Source organism: Streptomyces sp. SID13726 (genome assembly GCF_010548375.1).
GTDB lineage: Bacteria > Actinomycetota > Actinomycetes > Streptomycetales > Streptomycetaceae > Streptomyces.
Window position 1 is genome coordinate 168,024 of record NZ_JAAGLY010000011.1, and the last position, 18,166, is coordinate 186,189.

An 18,166-nucleotide genomic window follows, 5' to 3' on the forward strand; every position below is an offset into this window, starting at 1 on the left:
CCTGGGCCGGTTCAGTCGGAGGCCGGGAGCGGCTTGGCCGCCTTGAGGGTCATCGGGACGCCGTCGCAGGCGAGTTGGCCCGCTCCGGCGCTGGTGCACAGCACTTCGAGGGTGTCGGCGGCGTCGACGTACCGCTTGCCGAGGAGGGTGACCGGCTCGGCGCCCGACGCGGGCACGGCCGGAGCGCCCGTGGTGGGGATCATCGGGGTGCCGCCGCAGGTCAGGGCCGGGGCCCGGTCGGCGGGGACGCGGACGACGACCACGCGGGTGGTGCAGGCGGTGCCGGCGAGCTGGTCACCGGGGCGCAGGGTCGGTGCTGGCGAGGTCATGGTTGAGGTCCTTTCCGGCCGGGGGTGCGGGGATCGTCTCCCGGGAGGGCGCGGCGCGGCGGCGGCCGGCGAGCACGGCGAGGTCGTACGACTGGCGGGCCATCCAGAACCGCAGGAATCCGGTGAGCGAGTAGCGCAGGAAGAGGGCCGCGCCGACGACGGTCGCGGCGATCCCGCCGAGGCCGAGGGCGAGTCCGTCGCGCTGGTCGAGGGGGTTCTGGGTGGTGTGGGTGACGAGGTAGGCGGAGGCGGCGAGGGCCAGGCCGAGGACCATGAGCGTGGCGCCGAGGCGCAGCCAGAGGGTGGTGCGGGCGGCGGCCGGGTCGGGGATCCTGAGCTCGGCCAGCTCTCGGACGAAGCGGTCGGCCCGTGGTTCACCGGACATGGATGTCATGCGGAACTCCCCAGGTAGAGGGCGGACAGTTCGTCGCGCAGACCGCCGTCGGGCGGGCCCTGCCGTTCGACCCGGCCGCGCACGAGGACGGCCGCGTGGTCGGCGATGCCGAGGACGGCCGCCGCGAACTGTTCGACGACCAGGACCGCCACGCCCTGCCGGGCGATCTCGGCGACCTGGTCGTAGAGCTTGGCGACGACCAACGGGGCAAGGCCCATGGACAGTTCGTCGAGGAGCAGGACGGCGGGGTCGGTGGCGAGGCCCCGGGCGAGGGCGAGCATCTGCTGTTCGCCGCCGGAGAGGGTGCCGGCGGCCTGCCCGGGCCGCCGGGCCAGGACGGGGAAGCGGGCGTAGGCGATCTCCTCGATCTCGGCGCGGCTGCGGCCCGTGAAGGTCATCATCAACAGGTTGTCCCGGACCGAGAGGTTGGGGAACACCCCGCGTCCTTCGGGGATCAGGCAGACTCCCGCGCGGGCGAGGTCGCGGGGGTCGGCGCCGGTCACGTCCCGGCCGCCGAGGAGCAGTCGGCCGGACCGGGCGGGGTGCAGACCTGCGGCGACCCTCAACGTGGTCGTCTTTCCGGCGCCGTTGGGGCCGAGCAGCGCGACGACCTGGCCCGCGCGGACGTCGAGGTCGACGCCGTGCAGGACGGTGATGCCGTCGTGGGCGGCCCGGATGTCGCGCAGTGCGAGCAGTGGGTTCACGCGTCCCCCAGGTAGGCGGCCAGGACCGTCTCGTCGGCGCGGATCACCTCGGGCGGGCCGACGGCGATGACCTTGCCGAGGTCGAGGACGTACACCTCGTCGCACACGCCCATGACCAGGCCCATGTCGTGTTCGACCAGGACGACGGCCGTCCCGTCCTCGGCGAGCGAGCGCAGCAGGGCCGCGAACCGCTCGGTCTCGTCGCCGTCCTGCCCGGCCGCGGGTTCGTCGAGGAGGAGCAGCCCGGGGCGTACGGCGAGGGCGCGGCCGACCTCGACGAGGCGGGCCACTCCGGTGGGCAGGGTGTCGGCACCGGACTCGGCGATGCCGGCGAGGCCGAGCCTGTTGAGGAGGGCGTCGGCGACCTGTGCGGCCCGTCGTCGTTCGGGGCCGAGTTCGGCGGCGACCAGGAGGTTGTCGCGGACGCTCAACCGGCCGAAGAGTTCGAGGCGTTGGAAGGTGCGGGCCAGTCCGTGCCGGGACCGGCGCGCGGGGCCGTACCGGGTGACGTCCCGGCCGCCGAGGACCACCCGTCCGGCCGAGGGCCTGCGCAGTCCGGACACGACGTCGAACAGGGTTGACTTTCCGGCCCCGTTGGGTCCGATGAGCCCGGTGACCCGGCCGCGCTCGGCGTTGAGTCCGACGCCGTCCAGGGCGCGGTTGCCACCGAAGGCGACGGTCACTCCGCTAACCTCCAGCAGTGCCACGGGCGAGCACCTCCTCGTCCTGCGGGCGCCAGGGACGCCGTATGCCCCACCACTCCACCGGTACGTCCGGCTCCTGTCGAGACCGTGACGCGTAGGCGCGCTGGGCGTAGGCGGCGACGAGTGAACCGAGCAGCAGGGTCCAGCCGTTGACGACGTCCGTCAGGCGCAGGACCCAGCCGAGCGCGAGTACGCCGATCAGGGCGGACAGTGCGGTCCGGTCGCGGCCGAGGGGCTCCCACTGGCCGCGGAACCGGGAGATGAGGCCCTGCGGACTGTGACCGAGGCCCATCCCTGCCAGCGCGGGAAGGACGCTGACGATGTTCTGGGTCCAGGAGGCCAGTCCGATCAGGATGTTCGGGCCGATGAAGGCCGTGCCGGCGAACAGCCCGTTGCCCACCGCTCCGAGGCCGCCGATCACCGCGACGAGGAAGATCGGGAGTCCGGCTATCAGGTTGAACTGCTCGGCGGTGACGGCCTGTTGCTGCATGCCGTACAGGGCGCCGCCGAGGCCGGCGATCCCGGCGGAGAGCGCGAAGACGAGCACCTTGGCCACCAGGAGGTTGCCGCCGAGTGTCGCGTACGCCGCCTCGCTGTCCCTGAGCGCGATCAGCCGGCGTCCGAAGCCGCTGCGCCGCAGCCAGGCCACACCGAGGGAGGCGAGGCCGAGGAGGACGGATGCGAGGACGGTCAACTCGGCTGTGGAGTCCAGCCGTAGACCGAAGAGATCGGGGCCGACCATGTCGACCGAACCCTGGTCGAAGAGGGAGATCCGCACCCCGAAGACGTCGAAGGACGGCAGGGTGAAGATCCACCGGTCGAGGACCACCGCGAACGCGGCCGTACCGAGGGCCAGATAGACGCCGGAGAAGCGCAGCGCGGGCACGGCGATCAGCGCTCCGGCTGCGGCCGAGACCCCGATCGCGGCGGGCAGCGCCCAGAGTTGGCCGTGTGCGCCGAGGTGTCCCCAGACGACCGCGCCGATGCCCGCCATGCTCAGCTGGCACAGGGAGATCTGTCCGGCGTACCCGGCGAGCGGGACGTACGACAACGCGACGATGCCGAGGGAGAAGATCGGGCCGTACGTCACCAGGTCGGCGTCGCCGAGCACGGTGGCCAGGACGAGCGCGAAGGCGACGACGGACGCGGCGAACACGGCCGTTCCCCTGAGGGAGGGCGCCGGGACCCGGACCAACCGCCGTTCCCTGCCGCGCAGTCGGGGGTGGCGGAAGACCAGCAGGGTCAAGAAGAGCAGCAGGGCGGGGGCGGCGAGGCGCAGGCCGGGGAGGTAGTCGTTCTGCGGGAGGTAGCCGGTGAGGTAGCTCTCCACGCAGCCGACGACGACCGCGCCGAGGAAGGTGAGGGGCAGGCTGCGCAGCCTGCCGAAGACGGCCGCGGTGTAGGCGCTGACGATCAGGAGGGAGAGCTGGGAGGCGTCCAGGGCGACGGTCGGGGCGATCAGGATGCCGCCGATCGCGGCGAGTTGGGTGCCGAGGATCCAGGCGGTGCGGCCGGCCCGGGTGGGGTCCGCGCCGGTGAGGCGGGCGAGTGCCGAGTCGTCGACGGTGGCCCGCATCTCGGTGCCGGTGCGGGTGCGGTTGAGCAGGAACCACAGGCCGGCGGCGACCGCGAGGGCGACGGCCATGGTGAGGGCCTGGTGCCAGGTGACGGTGGCCGGGCCGAGGTGGAGGGGGTCGCGGTCGGCGAGGAAAGTGCCCAGCGGGCGGGGGACGTTGGGGTCCCAGATCCAGCGGGCGGCGGCGATGGCGCCGCTGAGCAGCGCCACCGTCATCACCAGCCGTTCGGCCTCGCCGAGGTGTTGCACGGGCCGCATCAGGACCCGTTCGACGGCGAGGCCGAAGCCCGGGGCGAGCACCAGCAGGACCAGCGCGAGGGCGACCGGGACGGGCCAGCCCCAGCCGACGGTGAACTGCCAGTAGCAGAACGCCGCCAGCATGCCCGCCGCCCCGTGCGCGAAGTTGAACACGCCGGTGGTGACGTAGGTGAGCACCAGTCCGCTGCCGATCACCGCGTAGATGGCGGCGGTGCTCAGGCCCACGATCCCGAAGGTGAGGAACTGCTCCATCTATTTCACATCGCTCAGGGATTTGCCCACGTCGGCGAGGGTGAGCGGCTTGCCGTAGCTGCCCTTGAACTTGTAGGCCGGCGCGTCACAGCGATAGGCGCCGTCGTTGGGGGCGAAGTCGGCCGGTTCCCAGCCCTTGGAGGTGGCCTTCTCGATGTTGAAGCAGGTCAGCGGGGCGTCCGACTTCGAGAGGTCGACGGGTGCGAGCAGGCCGCCGCCCGTCCACGCGGACTCCTTGCGGGCGGCCTCGTAGACGCACTTGCGGGTGAGGTCGTCGCCGCAGCTCGATGCCGACTTGGCGAAGAGCAGCCAGGCCGCGAAGCCGCGTACCGCGGGCAGGGTGACCTGGGCCTTGGGCGCGTACTTCTCGAACAGGTCGACGAGTTGCTCGGTGGCCGGGTTGTCCGCGGCCTTCTCCAGCGGGTACACCCCGCTGAGGTCGGCGAGGTTGTTCTGGAAGTCGAGTGACTTGCCCGCGAGTTGGAGGAAGGCCGGGCCGTAGGCGTTGTTGTTGGCGTCGATCCAGTCGAGTTTGTAGCCGATGCCGGTCAGGACCTGCTCCAGCTTGGACAGCTGGACGAAGTCGCCGTTGAAGATGAGGCCCTTGACGCCCTTGCTCTTGATGGACTGGGCGTACGGCGTCCAGTCGGAGACACCCTGGGCGGGGTAGAGGTCCTTGTAGGCGATCTTCGCCCCGGCGGCCTCCAGACCTTCCTGCGCCTCGGCGTTGATGACCTTCGTGACGGGGGCGTCACCACCGATGAGACCGACGGCGCTCGCCGAGTCGGGGTAGGCCTGCTTGAGCAGCCAGTCGTAGTAGCCGGCGTAGCGGTTGTACGACGCCCCGCCGGTGGCGTTGAGTTGCAGGTCGGAGCCGTTGTTCTGGATCTGGCTCACCTGGGCCGGGAAGTCGGGCAGCAGGCAGTTCAGGCGGTCCTTGACGCCGAGGGCGTCGAGGGCGGCGCCGCCGCCGACGAGGGCGAAGTCCTCCTTGCAGGCCTCCAGCATCCGCTGGCGGACCTCCATCAGCTTGGAGTCGCGGGTGGTCGCGGTGAGCTTGCGGCCGTCGATGCCGCCGGCCGCGTTGCACCAGGAGGTGAACACCTTGGCGGCGTCCACGAATTCGGACTTCTTGGTGAAGCCGACGTCGGAGAAGACACCGAGTTCGATGGAGTCGGCGGTGACGCCCTGAGCGGAGGCCGTCTTGGCGTCGCCGGGGCCGCAGACCTTCTTCAGATCGCCGAAATCGGCCGCGGCGGCCTGCTGGGCGGCCTTGGTGGGTGCCCCGTCGTCGGCGCCCGTGCCGGTGTCGTCGTGGCCACCGCAGCCGGCGACGGCGAAGAGCGCGACCGCCGCGAGGCCGGCCGGAATTGCCTTGGTTCTCACGGGAGTTCCCCTCGTCGGTGGTGGCTACTGCTCCGGTACGGCGAAGGTCTTGAGCTCCAGGAACTCCTCCAGACCCGCCACACCCATCTCCCGGCCGATGCCGGACTGCTTGAACCCGCCGAACGGGGCGTCGGCCGCGAAGAAGTTGCCCCCGTTGATGCTGAAGGTGCCGCTGCGGATGCGCCGGGCCACGGCGACGGCGCGCTCGTCGTCGGCGCCGAGCACCGCGCCGGACAGCCCGTAGACCGAGTCGTTGGCGATCCGGACGGCGTCGTCCTCGTCGTCGTAGGCGATGACCGCGAGGACCGGTCCGAAGACCTCCTCCTGCGCGAGCTCGGAGCTCGGGTCGACGTCGGTGAGCAGGGTCGGCTCGTAGTAGAAGCCCTCGCGGTCGGCGGGCCTGCCGCCGGTGACCAGGCGGGCCCCGGCGGCGACCGCGCGCTCGACCATTCCGTGCACCTTGGCGCGCTGCTTCTCGCTGATCAGGGGGCCCATGTGGGTCTTGGCGTCGGCGGGGTCGCCGTAGGAGACCTTGCCGAGCATGGCAGCGACGAGGGGCACGATCTCGTCGTGCCGGTCGCGCGGGACGAGGAGGCGGGAGGTGAGCGCGCAGCCCTGGCCGGAGTGGGAGCAGATGGTGAACGCGGCGAACATCGCGGCGTTCCTGAGGTCGGCGTCGTCCAGGACGATCATCGCGGACTTGCCGCCGAGCTCCAGGAACACCCGCTTCAGGGTGGCCGAGGCGGCGGCCATGATGACCCGGCCGACCGGGGTGGAGCCCGTGAAGGTCACCATGTCGACATCGGGGTGGGTGGTGAGCAGTTGGCCGGTCTCGGGGCCCGAGGAGGTCAGGACGTTGACGACACCCGGGGGGATGTCGGTCTCCTCGGCGATGATCCGGCCGAGCGCCAGTGTCGTCCACGGGGTGTCCGGGGCACCCTTGAGGACGACGGTGCAGCCGGCGGCCAGTGCGGGGACGAGCTTGGCGAGGGCCAGCTGGTTGGGGAAGTTGTACGCCACGATGGCGGCGACGACTCCGGCGGCCTCCTTCTCCACCCAGCGGCGGTGGTTCCGGCCCCGGACCTCGGCGGTGCCCAGCTCCTCGCGGAAGTCGTAGTGTTCGAGCAGGTCGGCGTAGTACTTGACCATCTCGACCGGCTCGTCGAGCTGTGCTCCATGGGTGAGCTGGCGCGGGGCGCCCACCTCGGCGATGGTCAGGTCCCGCAGTTCCTCGCGGTGCCGGTGCAGTCCGTCGTAGAGCTGGCGCAGGCAGCGCAGCCGCAGATCGCGGTCGCGCATCCAGTCGGTCGTGTCGAAGGCGCGGCGGGCAGCGGCCACAGCCGTCTCGGCATGGCCGGTGTCCGCGTCGGAGGCCGTGCCCAGCACCTTGCCGGTGGCCGGATCGAGTGTCTCGAAGCTGCGGTCGGCGCGCACCAGCTCGCCGTCGATCAACAGCCGGTCCTCATGGAAAAGACTCACGGCTCCCCATTTCCTCCGGGTTCGCAGGGTCCTGCTTGCCACGGTCCTGCCTGCGGTGGAAAGTAGCTTCTCACTAAAGGAGAAGCAACCATTCGCGCAGGAGAATTACGCATTCACGCAGCAGTGGGAGGAATCGTGCCCGGTCAGCGCAGGGGTACCGCCATCGCCATGTCGGACAAGGAGCGAGACGCCTTTCTGCACAGCAGCCCCGTCTGCCGGGTCGCCACCGTGGGCCCGGGTGGCCATCCGCACAACGGCGCCCTGTGGTTCGTCTGGGACGGGACCGCGCTGTGGCTCAACTCGCTGGTGCGCAGCCAGCGTTGGACCGACGTGTCGCGTGACGGCCGGGTCAGCGTGGTGGTGGACGAGGGAGGGTTCGACTTCCTGCGCCTGCGGGGCGTCGAACTCCTCGGCACGGCCCGGACGGTCGGCGAGGCTCCCCGCACGGGCGAGCCGGTCGACGAACTCCGGGCGCCCGAGCGGCTCTTCGCGGAGAAGTACGGCGACTTCCGCCACGACGGCCGACACGGCTGGCTGCGACTCCGGCCGGAGAAGATCGTCAGCTGGGACTTCGGCAAGCTGCGCGTCAACGGTTGACGTCCGGGTGAGCGGCATGGAAACCTTCAAGCCGGATGATGAGAATGCCATTCTCGTACCGTATGACCAAGCCTTCCGACCGTATGGCCAAGCCTCCCGAGGAGCCCGCATGCCCCAGCGCCTGCCGCCGCTGCCGGACGAGGAGTGGGACGACCGGACCCGTCAGGCCCTGTCCGCCCTGCTCCCCCGCAGGCTCCGCAACGAGCAGGGCGCCGGTCCCGCCATCGGCGCCCTGGCCCGGCACCCCGATCTGGCCGAGGTCTTCCTCCCCTTCAGCACCTACGTGCTGTTCAAGTCCTCGCTGTCACCGCGGCTGCGCGAGATGGTGACCCTGCGGGTGGCCCGGCGCCGGGACTGCGCCTACGAGTGGGCCCAGCATCTGCCGCTGGCGCGACAGGCCGGTCTGTCGGACGCCGAGATCGAGGCGGCGGCCCAGGGCAAGGCGGCCGATCCGCTGGAGAGTCTGGTGCTGGAGGCGGTCGACGAGCTGGAAATCGACTCCACGCTGTCGGACGCCACTTGGGACGCGCTCGGTGCGCGTCTGGACGAACGCCAGCGGATGGACCTGGTGTTCACGGTCGGGACGTACGCCTTGCTGGCGATGGTCTTCAACGCGTTCGGCGTCCCGGCCGAACCGGAAGGAGAAGGTCATGACCACTGACGACCTGGTGGAGATCCAACAGCTCCTGGCCCGTTACGCGGTGACCATCACCCAGGGCGACCTCGACGGTCTGCTAGCGGTGTTCACCCCCGACGGCAGCTACAGCGCCTTCGGCGACACCTATCCCCTCGCGGAGTTCCCGGCGCTGGTCGCGGCGGCCCCCAAGGGCCTGTTCCTCACCGGCACCTCCGTCATCGAGGCGTCCGACGAGGACACGGCGACCGGCACGCAGCCGCTGTGCTTCGTCGACCACGCCACGCACGACCTGCGGATCGGCTACTACCGGGACACCTACGCGCGCACCGCCGACGGCTGGCGGCTGCGCACCCGGGCCATGACCTTCATCCGCCGCAGCGGGGCGCACGACTCGGGGCGCCCGCACGCCTTCGAGCGTCCCGCCGTATGAGCCCGGAACCGCTCCCCGTACGGACCGTCCCGGAGTTCCGCTCCGCGCTCCAGGCGTGGCTCGCGGAGCACGACCTGTCCCCTGGCCCGGACCGCTCCCTCGACGCCCAGGTCGCTCAACTCGCCCGGGTCCGGAAGGAGTTGTTCGAGGCCGGGTGGATGCGGCACGGCTGGCCCGTCGAGGTGGGGGGAGTCGGCGGGCCGGCCGTGTTCCGCGCGGTCCTCGGCGAGGAGGTCGCCACCCGCGGCCTCGCCGAGCCGGGCATCTGGTCGATGGTCGAGGTCCTCGTCCCGACCCTGATCTCCTACGCCCCGCCCGAACTGGCCGCCGAGATGGTCCCGTTGCTGCTCGGCGGCCGGGAGCAGTGGTGCCAGGGCTTCTCCGAACCGGGGTCCGGCAGCGACCTCGCGTCCCTCACCACCCGTGCGGTGCCCCGCGAGGACGGCAGCTGGGCGGTCACCGGGCAGAAGGTGTGGACGAGCCTCGCCCAGTACGCGGCCCGCTGCGTCCTCCTGACCCGCACCGCTCCCGGCCACGACGGCATCACCGCCTTCCTCGTCGACATGGACACCCCGGGCATCACCGTCCGGCCGCTGCGCACGCTGCACGGCGTCGACGAGTTCGCCGAGGTGTTCTTCGACGACGTCGTCGTCCCCGCCGACCGGATGCTGGGCCGCCCCGGCGACGGCTGGCGGCTCGCGATGGACCTGCTCCCGCACGAGCGCTCCACGTGCTTCTGGCACCGGATCGCCCATCTGTACACCCGCCTGGACCGGCTGCTCGACGAGACGGCGTCCGACTCGGGCTCAGATCTCGACACCGGCTCAGGCGCAGGCTCCGGGTCCGGGTCCGGGTCCGGGTCCGGGTCATGGTCCGGCTCCGGCCCCGGCCCCGGCCCCGAAGACACCGCCCTCGGCTCCGCCTACCTCGCCCTCCACACGGCCCGCTGCCGCTCCCACGCGACCCAGCGCCGCCTCGCGGAAGGGGCGAGGCTCGGCCCGGAGACCTCCGTGGACAAGGTGCTCCTCGCCACGTCGGAGCAGCAACTCTTCGAGACCGTACGGGACTTGCTGCCCGGTGTCCTGGAGCTGACCGAGTCGCCCTGGCGGAGGGAGTACCTGTACGCGAAGGCGGCCACGATCTACGGCGGCACCGCCGAGATCCAGCGGAACATCATCGCCCGCAGGCTGCTCGACCTGGGGAAGGAGTGAGCATGGACGCGGCCGAGGTGGAGCTGCTCTCCGAGACCCTGCGCAAGACGATGACGGCCGCCTCGGGGCCCGCCCTGGACACGGCGCTGACCGAGCTGGGGTGGCCTGAGCTGCTGGCGGAGTTTCCCGAGGTGGCGATCCCGGTGGTGTTCCGGCTGCTGGGCGAGACGGGGGCGCAGGCTCCGGTGCTGAACGACGTGGTACTGGGGGCTGCGGGGCTGCCGCCCGGCGGGGCGCCGGTACTGCCGTACGCGGGCGGCCGGTGGGTCGTATGGGAACGGGTCGGTGCGGGCGGGACCCTGGACCCCGAGCTTCCGCTGCGACAGGCCCCCGCGGGGGATCCGGTGCCGCTGGACGCGGGACGGCGGGCGCTCGGGTGGTGGCTGCTCGGCAGTGGGCGGGCGATGTTGGTGCTGGCCAGGACCCATGTGCTCGACCGGGTGCAGTTCGGGCGTCCGCTCGCCGGCTTCCAGGCCGTACGGCATCGGCTCGCCGAGACCTTCGTGGCGCTGGAGGGTGCCGAGGCCGCGCTGGTCGCCGCCGAGGACTCCTTCGGGTCGCTCCTGGCCAAGGCCGCCGCCGGGCAGGCCGCGCTCACGGCCGCCCGGCACTGTCAGCAGGTGCTCGGCGGGATCGGCTTCACCGCCGAGCATCCGCTGCACCGGCATGTGCGGCGGGCCCTGGTCCTGGACGGGCTGTTGGGCAGCGCGCGGGAGCTGACCCGGGAGGCCGGGGCACGGTTGCGCGCGGAGGGTGCGGCGCCCCGGCTGGTTCAGCTGTGAGCCGTGCGGTGCCGGGTCACCAGGGCAGCGGTCCGTCGACGTCGAAGTAGCCTCCGGTCGGGCCGTCCGGGGCGACCTGCGCCATCCGTACGATGATCTCGGCCCCCTCGGCGACGGTCTGTGTGCCGGTGTTGCCGTTCAGGTCGGTCTTGGTGAACCCGGGTTCCACGGAGTTGATCCGCATCGCCGGGAAGGCCTTCGCGAACTGCACGGTGAGCATGTTGAGCGCCGTCTTGGAGGTCGGGTAGGCGATGCCCGGGTAGAAGTGGGCGTGGTGGCCGGGGTCGGAGAGGTTGGTCAGCGAGGCGAGGCCGCTGCTGACGTTGACCACGACCGGCGCGGCCGAGCGCTCCAGCTGCGGCAGGAAGGCGTGCAGCACCCGGACCACGCCGAAGACGTTGGTCTCGAAGGTGGTGCGCATCTGGTCGGCGGTCACGGTCGCGGCGACCGGCACGCTGTTGTCCTCGGTCCGGGTCTCGATGCCGGCATTGTTGATCAGGACGTCGATACCGCCGGCCGCTTCGAGGGTCTTGGCCGCGGCCTCGACCGAGGTGTCGTCGGTGACGTCGAGCTGGACGAACCGGGCGCCCAGCTCGTCGGCGGCGCGTCGGCCGCGCTCGATGTCACGGGCTCCTACATAGACGGTGTGACCTGCGGCGACGAGCTGTCGGGCGGTTTCGAGGCCGAGGCCCTTGTTGGCTCCGGTGATGAGAGTTGTCGTCATGCCGTCCAGGTTGCTGCGGCGCGTCGAGGGCAGCCAGCAGTCCCTGCTTCCCAGGACTGGCGGTACCAGGCACATCGGCGGCCGGGGGTGTTCACTGAGGGCATGGCGGTGACGGAACTGGGACAGGCCCTGCGGCGCTGGCGCGACCGGGTCTCCCCGGACGCCGCCGGGCTGCCCCTCGGCGGCCACCGGCGCGCGGCCGGACTGCGGCGCGAGGAGCTGGCGCTGCTGGCCGGGATCTCGGTCGACTATGTGACGCGCCTCGAACAGGGGCGGGCGGCCAACCCGTCCGTGCAGGTCGTGGAGGCGCTGGCCCGGGCGCTGCGGCTGACGGGGGACGAGCGGACGTACCTCTTCGGGCTCGCGGGACTGGTGCCGCCGGGCCCCGATGTCGTACCCGGGTTCATCACGCCCAGTGTGCAGCGGCTGCTGGACCGGCTGGTCGACACCCCCGTGGCGGTCTCCGACGCGGCGATGACGCTGCTGTTGGCCAACCCGATGTACGCGGCGCTGATGGGTGATCCGTCGGTCCTGCGGGGCTTCGAACGCAACGGTGTGTGGCGGAACTTCACCGGTGTGCCGAGCCGGGTCCGGCATACTCCGGAGGAGCGGCGGGTCTTCGAGGCGGGCATGGTCGCCGAACTGCGCTCGACGGCCGCCCGCTATCCCGCGGACCGTCAACTCCTCCGGCTGATATCGGAGTTGCGTGCCAGGAGCGCGCGGTTCGCCGAGCTGTGGGACGCGGGGGTGGTGGGCCGTCTCGCCGCCTCGCACAAGACGATCGAGCACCCGCAGATGGGCCCTCTCACGCTGGACTGCGACCTGCTGCGGGTGGAGGAGAACGACCTCCACATCCTCGTTTACTCGGCGGAGCCCGGCACCGAGGCCGCCGAGAAGCTGCGGCTGATCTCGGTACTGGGCACGCAGAGTCTGCTGGAGAAGGGCTGACGGAGAGGAAATGGCGGAGAGGAGCTAGCGAAGCTTCTCCTTCATCTCGTCCAGCTTGGCCAGGATCGGATAGCCGCTGACGCTGAGCGCGTTGCCGTGCCCGGTCTGGTGGACGTCGAAGACGGACTGGATCGCCGCGTAGAAGCCCTGGACGTCCAGGGTCTGGTTGACGGCACGCTTGGCCTGGCGCAGTCCGAAGGCGGGCATCCGGGCGATCTGCTCGGCGAGTTCACGGCTCGCGCTGTCCAACTCCGCACGCGGGACAACCCGGTTGACCATGCCGACCTTCTCGGCCTCCTCGGCGGTGAGAGGGCGGCCGGTGAAGAGGATCTCCTTGGCCTTGCGAGGGCCCAACTCCCAGGTGTGGCCGTGGTATTCGACTCCGCCGATGCCCATCTGGACGACGGGGTCGGAGAACAGGGCGTCCTCGGCGGCGACGATCAGGTCGCAGGGCCAGCAGAGCATCAACCCGCCCGCGATGCAGCGCCCTTGGACGGCGGCGACCGATGGTTTGGGGGTGTTGCGCCAGCGCAGGGTGTACTCCAGGTACCGGCGGTTCTCGGCGCGGTAGATCCACTCCAGGGTGATCTCGCCCGGGCCGGGCCAGCGGTCCTTGAGGTCGTGGCCCGCCGAGAAGTGCTTCCCCTCGGCCCGCACCACGATCACCTTCACCTCCTCGTCCTCGGCGGCCCGCGTCCAGGCGGCGTCGAGTTCGTCGAGGAGGGCCATGTTCTGGGCGTTGGCCACCTCGGGGCGGTTCAGGGTGAGGGTGGCGATGTAGTCCTTGACCTCGTACAGGATGTGCACGGACCTCTCCTCAACGTCGGGGCAGACCGAGCACGCGCTCGGCGATGATCGTGCGCTGGATCTCGGACGTACCGCCGGCGATGGTCCCGCCGAAGCTGCGGGCGAAGCGGTTGAACCAGCCGGCGAAGTCGTCGTCGTAGCTCATGTGGAAGTACGGCGCGGTGGTCGCCGGATGGTCGAGGCCGTCCGGTCCGCACGCCTCCAGGATCCGTTCCAGGGCGTGCTGCGCGGCCTCCGAGCCGAACACCTTCAGCACGGACAGCGCGGGCACGTCCTGTTCGCCGCGCGCGGCCCGGGCCAGGGCGGCCGAGCCCAGCAGCCGCAGTGCCTGGAGGTCCATGACGAGGGTGGCGTACCAGTCCTTCTCCAGGGCGTTCGCCGGCCGGAAGTCGCGCAGGGCGGCGTCCATCCGCTCGGCCTCTCCCAGCCACATCAGGGTGCGTTCATGGCCGAGGGAGCCGTTCGCGACCCGCCAGCCCTGGTTGAGGGGGCCGACCAGGTTCTCTGCGGGGACGCGGACGTTCTCGAAGAAGACCTCGTTGAAGTCGCGGTCGTCCGGGCGGGTGTACGAGGCGAAGGGGCGCCGGGTCACGCCGGGGGTGTCGGTGGGGATGAGCAGGACGCTGATCCCCTTGTGCTTGGGGGCGTCGGGATCGGTGCGGACGAAGGTGAGCAGGACGTCTGCGTCGTGGGCGCCGGAGGTCCACACCTTCTGGCCGTTGACCGTGAAGTGGTCGCCGTGGGGTTCGGCGCGGGTGCGCAGGGAGGCGAGGTCGGAGCCGGCGCCGGGTTCGCTCATGCCGAGGGCGGCGGTGATCTCGGCGCGCAGGATGGGCACGGCCCACCGGCGCTTCTGCTCCTCGGTGCCGAAGGAGAGCAGGGAGGCGGCGATGATGCCGACGCCCTGCGGGTTGAAGCTGTGGTAGATCCGGCGGCGGGAGAGTTCCTCGCGGTGGACGTACTGCTGGATGACGGTGGCGTCACGGCCGCCGAACTCGGGCGGGTTGCCGGGCAGCAGCCAGCCCTCGTCGAACTGGAGCCGCTGCCAGCGCCTGGCCCACTCGGGGATGTGGGCGGTGGAGCGGGAGCGCTCGGTGGCCTCGGCCTCCGTGGGAAGGTGCGCGTCCAGGAACGCGGCGAACTCGGCGCGGAACGCCTCGACATCGGCGTCGAACGACAGCTTCATGACACCTCCTCGGCGATCCACTCGTCGGCTATCCACGCCCGGTGCTCGGCCGCCCCGCCCAGCAGCAGCTCGCCCGCCTTGGCCCGCTTGACGGCGAACTGGAGGTCGTTCTCCCAGGTGTGCCCCATCGCCCCGAACAGCTGTACGGCGTTACGGAACACCAGGGCCTGGCACTCGCCGGCGCCCGCCTTGGCCATCGCGGCGGCGAGCGGGCGGCGCGGATCGTCGGCGGCGATGGTCAGGGCCGCGTAGTAGGCGAGCGCGCGGGCCCGCTCGACGGCGACGTGCATGTCGGCCGCCTTGTGCTGCACGGCCTGGAAGGAGCCGATGGGGGCGCCGAACTGATGGCGGGTGCGGACGTGGTCGAGGACCAGGTCGAGCGCCCGGCGGCAGGCGCCGACCATCGTCAGGGCCATGCCGGTCAGGGCGATGTGCCGGGCCCGCCCGGGGTCGGCGTCGCTGCGGGCCCCGATGCCGACCCGCACCCCGTCGAAGGTGACCTCGGCGAGGTGCAGTACGGGGTCGAAGGCGCCCGTGCGCACGACGGCCGCCTCGTCGGCGGGTACGACGAACACGCCCGCGTCCGTCACCACGGCCAGCCGGTCGGCCCGGTCGCCGTCGAGGACATGGCGGGCGGTGCCCTCCAGGACCCAGCCGCCGCCGGCCGGGCGGGCGCTCACCCCGTCGTGGACGGCGGCTCCGGCCGGGCCGGGCTCGAACAGCCCGTCCGCCAGCGGGGCGAACTGGGTGAGGGTCGCCAGATAGGGCGTCGGATCGGTGGCGTACCCCAACTCCTCCAGCACGATCGCGAGTTCGACCGCGTCGGCGGGGTCGGTCAGCTCGGTCCAGCCGAGCTCGCCGTAGCGCCGCCAGAGCGGGGCCGGGTCGGCGCCGGCGTCGACGACGGCCCGTACCAGTGCCGGAGGGCATTCCTTGGCCACGGCCTTGTGGACGGTGTCCTGCCACAGGCGCTGCTCCGCGTCGAACTCAAACAGCATCACGGCTCCCCAAGTCCCGCTCCGAGTTGATGAGAACATAATTCTTGTAATTGGAAATCGCCAGTCTCCTCCAAGACATCCGAGGTGTCCAGGCTGGAGGCGAGGGCTTGCCGCTAAAGTGCAGTAATGTTCTCCCCATGACACAGAAGGCGGACCAGCCCGTGAGCAGCCAGAGCGAGGAACCGGCCTGGAAGCAGCGCGCCGTCGAGCGCTCCACCCAGGCGGCCAAACGCCGGGCCGAGCAGCGGGTGGAGCGGTTCCTCGACGCGGCTCAGGCGATCATGGCGGAGAAGGGCACCACCGACTTCACCGTCCAGGAGGTCGTCGACCGGTCCCGCCAGTCGCTGCGCAGCTTCTACCAGCACTTCGACGGCAAGCACGAGCTGCTGCTCGCCCTGTTCGAGGACGCCATGAGCAAGTCGGCCGACGAACTGCGCACCACCGCGGCCGCGGAGTCCGGCCCGCTGGACCGGCTGCGGGTCGTCGTGCAGACCCTGTTCGACAGCTCACGCCCGGACCCGACCGGCAAGCAGGCCCCGCTGTTCACCGACTTCGCGCTGCGCCTGCTGGTCTCCCACCCGGCCGAGATGCGGGTGGCCAACGCTCCGCTGCTGACCCTGTTCACCGAGCTGATGACGGAGCTGGAGGAGGCCGGCCTGCTGCGTCCGGGCTTCAAGGCCCGCCGGGTGGCGGCGCTGACCATGCAGACCGTCATGTTCAACGCCCAGTCCAGCGGCCAGGAGGGGTCCCACCCGCTCACCTCCGAGGAGATCTGGGACTTCTGCGCGAAGGGGTTCACGCTCAGCTGAGGCCGGGCGGGACAGGTCCGAGAAGTTCGAGAACCCCATTCTCGTAGTCGTAAATTTGACTTACGCTCGGGGGTATGCCGCTTGCCTTGAGTGAACTCTGGGACGACCTGCTCGCCTGTCTCGACCTACGCGCGCACCCCGCGGACACGCCCCTCACCTACGAGGGGCGCAACCAACGACTGGGCTATCACCGGCTGTTCGGCGGTCAGCTGCTGGCCCAGTTCGCCAGGGCGGCGCACCTGGTCTGCCCGGACAAGACCGTGAAGTCCCTGCACGCCCTGTTCGCGCGGGCGGGCCACCCCGAGGAAGCCGTCCGCTACGAGGTGGAGCGCCACCACGAAGGCGGCTCCTTCGCCACGTTGACGATCGTGGCCCGGCAGTCGAAGGGCGTGGTTGCCACCGCCTCGGTGTCACTGCACGCCCCGGAGGACGGCCCGGCGCACCAGTCGGTCGCCGCCGTCCCCGCCCTGCCGGGCCCCGAGGACCGCAGGGACCTCCATCCGCTCCCCTGGGAGACCCGCACCACGGCCGACCTCGACTCCCCCGGTGCCGAGTCCCCGGAGTTCGACCTGTGGATGCGCACGCCGACCGCCATGGCCGAACTGAGCCCGGCCCTCACGGCGTACGCCACCGACCTGACCCTCATCGGGACGGCTCTGCGCCCTCTCCCGGGCCTCACCCAGCAGGACGCCGGCAAGGCGTTCACCTCCGCGGTCACCTCGCACACGGTCTGGTTCCACCGGCCCTACGACGCCGGCGACTGGCTGCTGCTGCGCCAGCACAGCCCGGTCCTGGCCCACGGCCGCTGCTTCGGCCGGGGAGACGTGCTCACCGAGGACGGCTCGCTGGTCGCGTCCTACGCGCAGGAGGCCCTGCTGCGGTTCAGCGCGGGGGTGGCGGGATGACGGCGCTCCGGGTCGTCCAGTGGGCCACCGGCACGATCGGGGCGCGGTCGCTGCGAGGTGTCGTCGAGCACCCCGGGCTGGAGCTGGCCGGGGTGTACGTGCACTCCGCGGACAAGGCGGGGCGGGACGCGGGTGAGCTGTGCGGGCTCGGTGCGGTGGGGGTGACGGCCACGCGATCCGTCGAGGACGTACTCGGGTCGGGCGCGGACTGCGTGCTGTACATGCCGCTGCTGTGCGATCCGGACGAGGTGTGCCTGCTGCTGGAGTCCGGGGCCAACGTGGTCACCACGCGCGGGGAGTTCCACCATCCGGCGAGCATGGATCCGGTGGTGCGCAAGCGGGTCGAGGCGGCGTGCGAGCGCGGCGGGACCTCGATCCACAGCACCGGGAGCAGCCCCGGATTCATCACGGAGGCGGTGCCGCTGGTCCTGACGTCGATCGCCCGACGACTGGAGTCGGCGACCATCGACGAGTACGCCGATCTCTCCCGACGGCCTTCTCCTGAGCTGCTGTTCGGGGTGATGGGCTTCGGCTCGCCGCCCGCCGACTTCGACGAGCGTCGCCTGACCCACGCCCGGACGAGCTTCGGTCCTTCGCTGCGTCTGGTGGCCGAGGCGCTGTCCCTGCCGCTCGACTCCCTTGAGGCAGGCGGTGAGTTGGCGACCGCCCGGCACCGGACCCGTATCGCCGCGGGCGAGTTGGCCGCCGGGACCGTCGCCGCGCAACGGCTCACCGTCACCGGCATGCACGCCGGGCGCCCGCTGCTCCGCTTCCGCGCCACCTGGTACTGCACCACCGACCTCGCCCCGAACTGGGACCTCCACGACACGGGTTGGCACGTCTCCGTCGACGGCGACGCCCCGCTGGAGGTGACCCTCCGGATGCCGGTGCCGCTCGACCGGATGGCCGCGGTGAGTCCGTCGTACACGGCGAACCGTGCGGTGAACGCGGTGCCGGTCGTGTGTGCGGCGGAGGCGGGGATTCGTACGACGGTGGATCTGCCGCAGATCACGGCGAGGCTGGGCTGAGAGCCGGGCGGGCTTCAGGCGT

The 18,166-nt window shown here is 71.4% G+C and carries 20 protein-coding genes; 9 read left to right on the forward strand and 11 right to left on the reverse strand.

From position 1 onward, the window contains the following. Positions 1 to 11: 11 nt before the first annotated feature. The 7 genes from G3I78_RS27635 to G3I78_RS27665 are packed head-to-tail and all read right to left on the reverse strand — an operon-like array spanning position 12 to position 7,082. Positions 12 to 329, reverse strand: coding sequence for a hypothetical protein (locus G3I78_RS27635; protein WP_164429290.1), 318 nt, complete (start codon positions 327 to 329; stop codon positions 12 to 14). Further along, the gene (locus tag G3I78_RS27640; RefSeq protein ID WP_164429292.1) at positions 295 to 723 is read right to left on the reverse strand and encodes a hypothetical protein; all 429 of its coding nucleotides are present in this window, start codon (positions 721 to 723) and stop codon (positions 295 to 297) included. The genes G3I78_RS27635 and G3I78_RS27640 overlap by 35 nt, the downstream gene beginning before the upstream one ends. After that, positions 720 to 1,427 (reverse strand): ABC transporter ATP-binding protein, encoded by a 708-nt coding sequence (locus G3I78_RS27645; protein WP_164429293.1) that lies wholly within the window; start codon positions 1,425 to 1,427, stop codon positions 720 to 722. The genes G3I78_RS27640 and G3I78_RS27645 overlap by 4 nt, the downstream gene beginning before the upstream one ends. After that, entirely contained in the window at positions 1,424 to 2,134 is a 711-nt protein-coding gene (locus G3I78_RS27650; RefSeq protein ID WP_164429294.1) for an ABC transporter ATP-binding protein, read from the reverse strand. The genes G3I78_RS27645 and G3I78_RS27650 overlap by 4 nt, the downstream gene beginning before the upstream one ends. Continuing rightward, positions 2,115 to 4,217, reverse strand: a complete 2,103-nt coding sequence (locus G3I78_RS27655; RefSeq protein ID WP_164429295.1) for an ABC transporter permease — start codon at positions 4,215 to 4,217, stop codon at positions 2,115 to 2,117. Before G3I78_RS27655 ends, G3I78_RS27650 begins: the two co-directional genes overlap by 20 nt. After that, on the reverse strand, positions 4,218 to 5,603 hold the full coding sequence (locus G3I78_RS27660) for an ABC transporter substrate-binding protein (protein WP_343243865.1): 1,386 nt from the start codon (positions 5,601 to 5,603) through the stop codon (positions 4,218 to 4,220). 24 nt (positions 5,604 to 5,627) lie between these two features. Beyond that, positions 5,628 to 7,082: an aldehyde dehydrogenase family protein gene (locus G3I78_RS27665; protein WP_343243866.1), complete on the reverse strand. Its 1,455-nt coding sequence runs from the start codon at positions 7,080 to 7,082 to the stop codon at positions 5,628 to 5,630. Positions 7,083 to 7,214: 132 nt separating this feature from the next. Here G3I78_RS27665 and G3I78_RS27670 point away from each other — a divergent pair, with 132 nt between their 5' ends. The 5 genes from G3I78_RS27670 to G3I78_RS27690 all read left to right on the forward strand — a co-directional run bounded on the left by G3I78_RS27670 (position 7,215) and on the right by G3I78_RS27690 (position 10,739). Continuing rightward, complete coding sequence (locus G3I78_RS27670) at positions 7,215 to 7,679, forward strand: pyridoxamine 5'-phosphate oxidase family protein (protein WP_164429488.1); 465 nt, start codon at positions 7,215 to 7,217, stop codon at positions 7,677 to 7,679. 109 nt (positions 7,680 to 7,788) lie between these two features. After that, a complete protein-coding gene (locus G3I78_RS27675) occupies positions 7,789 to 8,340 on the forward strand; it encodes a carboxymuconolactone decarboxylase family protein (protein ID WP_164429296.1) in 552 nt (183 codons plus the stop codon). Next, positions 8,330 to 8,746, forward strand: coding sequence for a nuclear transport factor 2 family protein (locus tag G3I78_RS27680; protein WP_164429297.1), 417 nt, complete (start codon positions 8,330 to 8,332; stop codon positions 8,744 to 8,746). The genes G3I78_RS27675 and G3I78_RS27680 overlap by 11 nt, the downstream gene beginning before the upstream one ends. After that, on the forward strand, positions 8,743 to 9,957 hold the full coding sequence (locus G3I78_RS27685) for an acyl-CoA dehydrogenase family protein (protein ID WP_164429298.1): 1,215 nt from the start codon (positions 8,743 to 8,745) through the stop codon (positions 9,955 to 9,957). Before G3I78_RS27680 ends, G3I78_RS27685 begins: the two co-directional genes overlap by 4 nt. Positions 9,958 to 9,959: 2 nt before the next feature. Next, entirely contained in the window at positions 9,960 to 10,739 is a 780-nt protein-coding gene (locus tag G3I78_RS27690) for an acyl-CoA dehydrogenase family protein (RefSeq protein ID WP_164429299.1), read from the forward strand. Between the two features lie 16 nt (positions 10,740 to 10,755). Here the strand turns inward: G3I78_RS27690 and G3I78_RS27695 are convergent, their stop codons facing one another. Further along, on the reverse strand, positions 10,756 to 11,463 hold the full coding sequence (locus G3I78_RS27695) for an SDR family NAD(P)-dependent oxidoreductase (RefSeq protein WP_164429300.1): 708 nt from the start codon (positions 11,461 to 11,463) through the stop codon (positions 10,756 to 10,758). A gap of 102 nt (positions 11,464 to 11,565) precedes the next feature. Here G3I78_RS27695 and G3I78_RS27700 point away from each other — a divergent pair, with 102 nt between their 5' ends. After that, entirely contained in the window at positions 11,566 to 12,411 is an 846-nt protein-coding gene (locus tag G3I78_RS27700; RefSeq protein ID WP_164429302.1) for a helix-turn-helix transcriptional regulator, read from the forward strand. A 24-nt stretch (positions 12,412 to 12,435) separates the two neighbouring features. Here G3I78_RS27700 and G3I78_RS27705 read toward each other — a convergent pair whose 3' ends face one another. From G3I78_RS27705 to G3I78_RS27715, 3 genes are read right to left on the reverse strand one after another with little or no spacing between them, the layout of a single operon-like run. Continuing rightward, positions 12,436 to 13,218 (reverse strand): enoyl-CoA hydratase, encoded by a 783-nt coding sequence (locus G3I78_RS27705; protein ID WP_164429304.1) that lies wholly within the window; start codon positions 13,216 to 13,218, stop codon positions 12,436 to 12,438. Between the two features lie 10 nt (positions 13,219 to 13,228). Beyond that, complete coding sequence (locus tag G3I78_RS27710; protein ID WP_164429306.1) at positions 13,229 to 14,404, reverse strand: acyl-CoA dehydrogenase family protein; 1,176 nt, start codon at positions 14,402 to 14,404, stop codon at positions 13,229 to 13,231. Next, the gene (locus G3I78_RS27715; RefSeq protein ID WP_164429308.1) at positions 14,401 to 15,402 is read right to left on the reverse strand and encodes an acyl-CoA dehydrogenase family protein; all 1,002 of its coding nucleotides are present in this window, start codon (positions 15,400 to 15,402) and stop codon (positions 14,401 to 14,403) included. Before G3I78_RS27715 ends, G3I78_RS27710 begins: the two co-directional genes overlap by 4 nt. A gap of 137 nt (positions 15,403 to 15,539) precedes the next feature. Between G3I78_RS27715 and G3I78_RS27720 the strand changes: the two genes are divergently transcribed. From G3I78_RS27720 to G3I78_RS27730, 3 genes are all read left to right on the forward strand, one after another. Continuing rightward, positions 15,540 to 16,211: a TetR/AcrR family transcriptional regulator gene (locus G3I78_RS27720; RefSeq protein ID WP_164429310.1), complete on the forward strand. Its 672-nt coding sequence runs from the start codon at positions 15,540 to 15,542 to the stop codon at positions 16,209 to 16,211. Between the two features lie 74 nt (positions 16,212 to 16,285). Then, on the forward strand, positions 16,286 to 17,116 hold the full coding sequence (locus G3I78_RS27725) for an acyl-CoA thioesterase domain-containing protein (protein WP_239158076.1): 831 nt from the start codon (positions 16,286 to 16,288) through the stop codon (positions 17,114 to 17,116). Continuing rightward, positions 17,113 to 18,144 (forward strand): dihydrodipicolinate reductase, encoded by a 1,032-nt coding sequence (locus tag G3I78_RS27730; RefSeq protein WP_164429312.1) that lies wholly within the window; start codon positions 17,113 to 17,115, stop codon positions 18,142 to 18,144. Before G3I78_RS27725 ends, G3I78_RS27730 begins: the two co-directional genes overlap by 4 nt. Positions 18,145 to 18,166: the final 22 nt, after the last annotated feature.

What these genes read in the sequence shown, in the direction of transcription:
- G3I78_RS27635 (WP_164429290.1), bottom strand. Translation starts at nt 329, where the DNA reads ATGACCTCGCCAGCACCGACCCTGCGCCCCGGTGACCAGCTCGCCGGC.
- G3I78_RS27640 (WP_164429292.1), bottom strand. Translation starts at nt 723, where the DNA reads ATGACATCCATGTCCGGTGAACCACGGGCCGACCGCTTCGTCCGAGAG.
- G3I78_RS27655 (WP_164429295.1), bottom strand. Translation starts at nt 4,217, where the DNA reads ATGGAGCAGTTCCTCACCTTCGGGATCGTGGGCCTGAGCACCGCCGCC.
- G3I78_RS27675 (WP_164429296.1), top strand. Translation starts at nt 7,789, where the DNA reads ATGCCCCAGCGCCTGCCGCCGCTGCCGGACGAGGAGTGGGACGACCGG.
- G3I78_RS27680 (WP_164429297.1), top strand. Translation starts at nt 8,330, where the DNA reads ATGACCACTGACGACCTGGTGGAGATCCAACAGCTCCTGGCCCGTTAC.
- G3I78_RS27685 (WP_164429298.1), top strand. Translation starts at nt 8,743, where the DNA reads ATGAGCCCGGAACCGCTCCCCGTACGGACCGTCCCGGAGTTCCGCTCC.
- G3I78_RS27690 (WP_164429299.1), top strand. Translation starts at nt 9,960, where the DNA reads ATGGACGCGGCCGAGGTGGAGCTGCTCTCCGAGACCCTGCGCAAGACG.
- G3I78_RS27695 (WP_164429300.1), bottom strand. Translation starts at nt 11,463, where the DNA reads ATGACGACAACTCTCATCACCGGAGCCAACAAGGGCCTCGGCCTCGAA.
- G3I78_RS27700 (WP_164429302.1), top strand. Translation starts at nt 11,566, where the DNA reads ATGGCGGTGACGGAACTGGGACAGGCCCTGCGGCGCTGGCGCGACCGG.
- G3I78_RS27710 (WP_164429306.1), bottom strand. Translation starts at nt 14,404, where the DNA reads ATGAAGCTGTCGTTCGACGCCGATGTCGAGGCGTTCCGCGCCGAGTTC.
- G3I78_RS27715 (WP_164429308.1), bottom strand. Translation starts at nt 15,402, where the DNA reads ATGCTGTTTGAGTTCGACGCGGAGCAGCGCCTGTGGCAGGACACCGTC.
- G3I78_RS27720 (WP_164429310.1), top strand. Translation starts at nt 15,540, where the DNA reads ATGACACAGAAGGCGGACCAGCCCGTGAGCAGCCAGAGCGAGGAACCG.
- G3I78_RS27725 (WP_239158076.1), top strand. Translation starts at nt 16,286, where the DNA reads ATGCCGCTTGCCTTGAGTGAACTCTGGGACGACCTGCTCGCCTGTCTC.
- G3I78_RS27730 (WP_164429312.1), top strand. Translation starts at nt 17,113, where the DNA reads ATGACGGCGCTCCGGGTCGTCCAGTGGGCCACCGGCACGATCGGGGCG.